We start from the raw sequence: 3426 nt of genomic DNA on the forward strand, positions 1-3426 counted from the left end.
CTCTTTAGATTTAGATGTATTCTCAAATATTATCAATGAACTTCTTGGGAAGTGTGAAGATATACCCAATAACAATATTGAAAAAAGGAAATTAATTTTATATAAGAATATAATAAAAAACTACAAAAATAAAAAGGAGAATTTATGAACAAGAAACAAAACTTACTTAGAACAACTTTAGGTTCTGTCTTTATTGAAAGTGATCTTATGGGAGGACTTGTAGGAGAAAACAGACTTATCACAATCTCTGGAAAGGTTAACAATCCTGGAATTTATGAAATCCCAGAAAATGCAACTCTAAAGGATATTTTAGATATTGCTGGCGGAATGAAAAATGGAAAAGAGTTTAAGGCTGCTCAGTTTGGTTTACCTTTTGGAGGATTTGCTACAAAAGAATCTTTAAATGAAATTGTTGATTTTGGTCATTTCTTTGATTCAAAACATCCTAAAGCATTGATAGTTTTATCAAATGAAAGCTGTATTGTTCAGTTTGCCAAATACTATGTTGAATTTATTCTAGGAAAATTATCTAAGGGAGAGTACAGAGAGTATCTTATTGCAAAATTTGAAATAGAAAGATCTTGGAGAGTTTTAGATAGAATATCTAAAGGAAAAGGAAACATGAGAGATCTTTATCTTTTAAGACAACTATCTAAGAATATAAAAGAGGCTACTCAACAGAAACATAACCTTATTGAAGAGGCTATTGAAGCTTTTTATCATGAGTTTGAGGAGCATATTGAAGAGCACAGATGTTACACTGGAGAGTGCCCACAACTTGTAAAATTTAGAATTACAAGTAAATGTATAGGTTGTACTGCTTGTGCTAGAGTTTGCCCTGTTCACTGTATTGAAGGAAAAATTAAAGAGAGACACCGTATTGATATTGAAAGATGTACTCACTGTGGTCAGTGTGTTGCAGCTTGTCCTGTAAATGCCATCAATGAGGGAGATAATAGTTTAAAATTCCTTAGAGACCTTTCAACTCCTGGTAAAATAGTGATTACACAGATGGCTCCAGCTGTTAGAGTAGCTTTAGGAGAGGCCTTTGGGTTTGAAGCTGGAGTAAACATTGAGAAAAAAATCAATGGAGCTTTAAGAATGTTAGGAGTGGATTATGTATTTGATACTACTTGGGCTGCTGACCTAACAATTATGGAAGAAGCAACTGAGTTCCAACAAAGGCTAGAGGCATTCTTTAAAGGTGATGACAATGTTAGACTACCAATTCTAACATCATGTTGTCCTGCTTGGGTTAAATTTATAGAGCAAAGTTATCCTGATATGCTTGATGTACCATCAACTGTTAAATCACCTATGCAAATTTTCTCTACAATTGCAAAGGATATCTGGGCAAAAGAGAAGGGATATAAGAGAGATGAGGTTACTACAGTTGCTATAATGCCTTGTTTAGCTAAAAAATATGAAGCTGCAAGAGAGGAGTTTTCAAGAGGAGATAACTATGACACTGACTATGTTATCACTACTAGAGAGCTAATCAAAATTTTAAAAGAAACTGAAATTGATCTAAATACTGTTGAAGAGGAGGATTTTGATAATCCATTAGGTGAATATTCTGGTGCAGGTATCATCTTTGGTAGAACTGGAGGAGTTATTGAAGCTGCTACAAGATCTACTATTGAAATGATCACTGGAGAAAGAATTGATAATATAGAGTTTGAAGCTCTTAGAGGATGGGATGGATTTAGAAGTTGTGATTTAACAATTGGACATATTGAACTTAGAATTGGTATTGCCCATGGTCTTGAAGAAGCTAAAAAGATGTTGGATAAAATTAGAAGTGGAGAGGAGTTCTATCATGCTATTGAGATTATGGCATGTAAAGGTGGATGTGTTGGTGGTGGTGGACAGCCAAAAGCCATCAAAAAACAGGAAACTCTTGAAAAAAGAGCACAGGGACTTAATAATATAGATACTATCTCTGAATATAGAAGATCACATGAAAATCCTCAAGTTTTAGCTATTTATGAGAAATACTTAGATTATCCGTTAAGTAGAAAAGCTCATGAACTTTTACACACTAAATATTTCCCAAAAATAAAAACACATAGATAAGCAGCATAATGTTTCAATATAGAAGCCTTCAAAGGCTTCTATATTTTTATACGTATCTTATTAATCTAATAGGGAGGTTCTATGAAAAATAATAAATTTTCTAATAAAAATTTTTTATATTTTCTAACTTTTGCTTTGGTTTTAAACTCTAACCTTTATTCTGAGGATATATCTACCTCTAAGGTTGATGTTGATATCACAATGAAAAAATCTATTGTTGAGAACATTATAAATAGCCAATTACCATATACAATAGAGGACTCAGGTTCTGGAAATCAAATCTTTAATGGAAATAAAAATAATATTTTAGGTGTTGGGCTTGATATCCTTGGAGCTGTGGATAAGAAGTTCTCTCAATTTTCAGAGTCTTTTGTGTGGGCGTATAAGATTAACCGTTCTCCTATAAATTTTTCGGCTCAAGAGCAAGAGATTCAAGCTTCGACTAATATAAGTGGTCTTTTTAAAGCTAGTTGGAGCAGACAGAGTCAGAGTACAGAGATTGCATTAAATGGTAATGCAGGAATTAATAGTATTGTTAGTATTTCACCAAATTGGCAGATAAGTGCAAATAGTAGCCCATTTTTAAATATATCTAACAATGATCTTCCTTTGACCTTAAATATATATGGTCTTAGCTTTAAGACTGATATCAATATTGGAGATAGTTTAGAAAAAAGTGTGGTTTCAAAATTAAGAAAAGCCACTGATGAGTTGGATTCTAAAATTCAATCTTTTGATTTGAGATCTCTTGTTGAAAAATACTGGTTAAAATTTAAAGAACCTATACTTGTTAATCCTGAATATAACCTATGGTTAACTGTTAACCCAAAATCTGCAAGATACTCAAACCTAGTTACAACAGATACTGAACTTGGAATTAAAGTTGGAACTGACGTTGATTTACACCTGTATTTTGGAGATAAACCAGCACCACTAAATCTAACTACTCTTCCTAGTATAAATTTTGGATTTGTAAATGACTCTTTTAATATTGTTCTTCCAGTTTCATCAACATATAAAAATTTAAATGAGGTCTTAAATAAAAATCTAAACAATAGAGAATTTAAGTTATTTTCCGGTGTATCATCATCTATAAAAAGTGTAACTCTATCCTCTAAAAATTCCACTCTTAATATTTCAAGTGAGTTTGGTTTAGATATTTTTGGATTTTTAAATCCTACTGGAACTATTATAGCTAACGTTAAGCCTTATTTTGATCAAAATACTGGAGTTTTAAATGGAAATGATTTCGATTATACCCTTGAAACTAATAGTCTTATATTGAAGTTAGCCAATGCTATATTTAAAAATAAAATTACAAACACTATTAAGGAAAAATATTTAACATTT

Annotated in this window: 2 protein-coding genes; both read left to right on the forward strand. The window is 31.6% G+C overall.

The features are described 5' to 3' along the window. Positions 1-144: 144 nt before the first annotated feature. Positions 145-2076, forward strand: coding sequence for a [FeFe] hydrogenase, group A (locus tag ACMOUI_RS03355; protein WP_418964333.1), 1932 nt, complete (start codon positions 145-147; stop codon positions 2074-2076). An 81-nt stretch (positions 2077-2157) separates the two neighbouring features. Then, a partial coding sequence (locus tag ACMOUI_RS03360) for a DUF4403 family protein (protein ID WP_418964334.1) occupies positions 2158-3426 on the forward strand: 1269 nt, incomplete at its 3' end.

Source organism: Cetobacterium sp. (assembly GCF_048470075.1).
Taxonomy (GTDB): Bacteria; Fusobacteriota; Fusobacteriia; order Fusobacteriales; family Fusobacteriaceae; genus Cetobacterium_A.

Coding starts and splice junctions, on each gene's coding strand:
- ACMOUI_RS03355 (WP_418964333.1), top strand. CDS start 145: ATGAACAAGAAACAAAACTTACTTAGAACAACTTTAGGTTCTGTCTTT.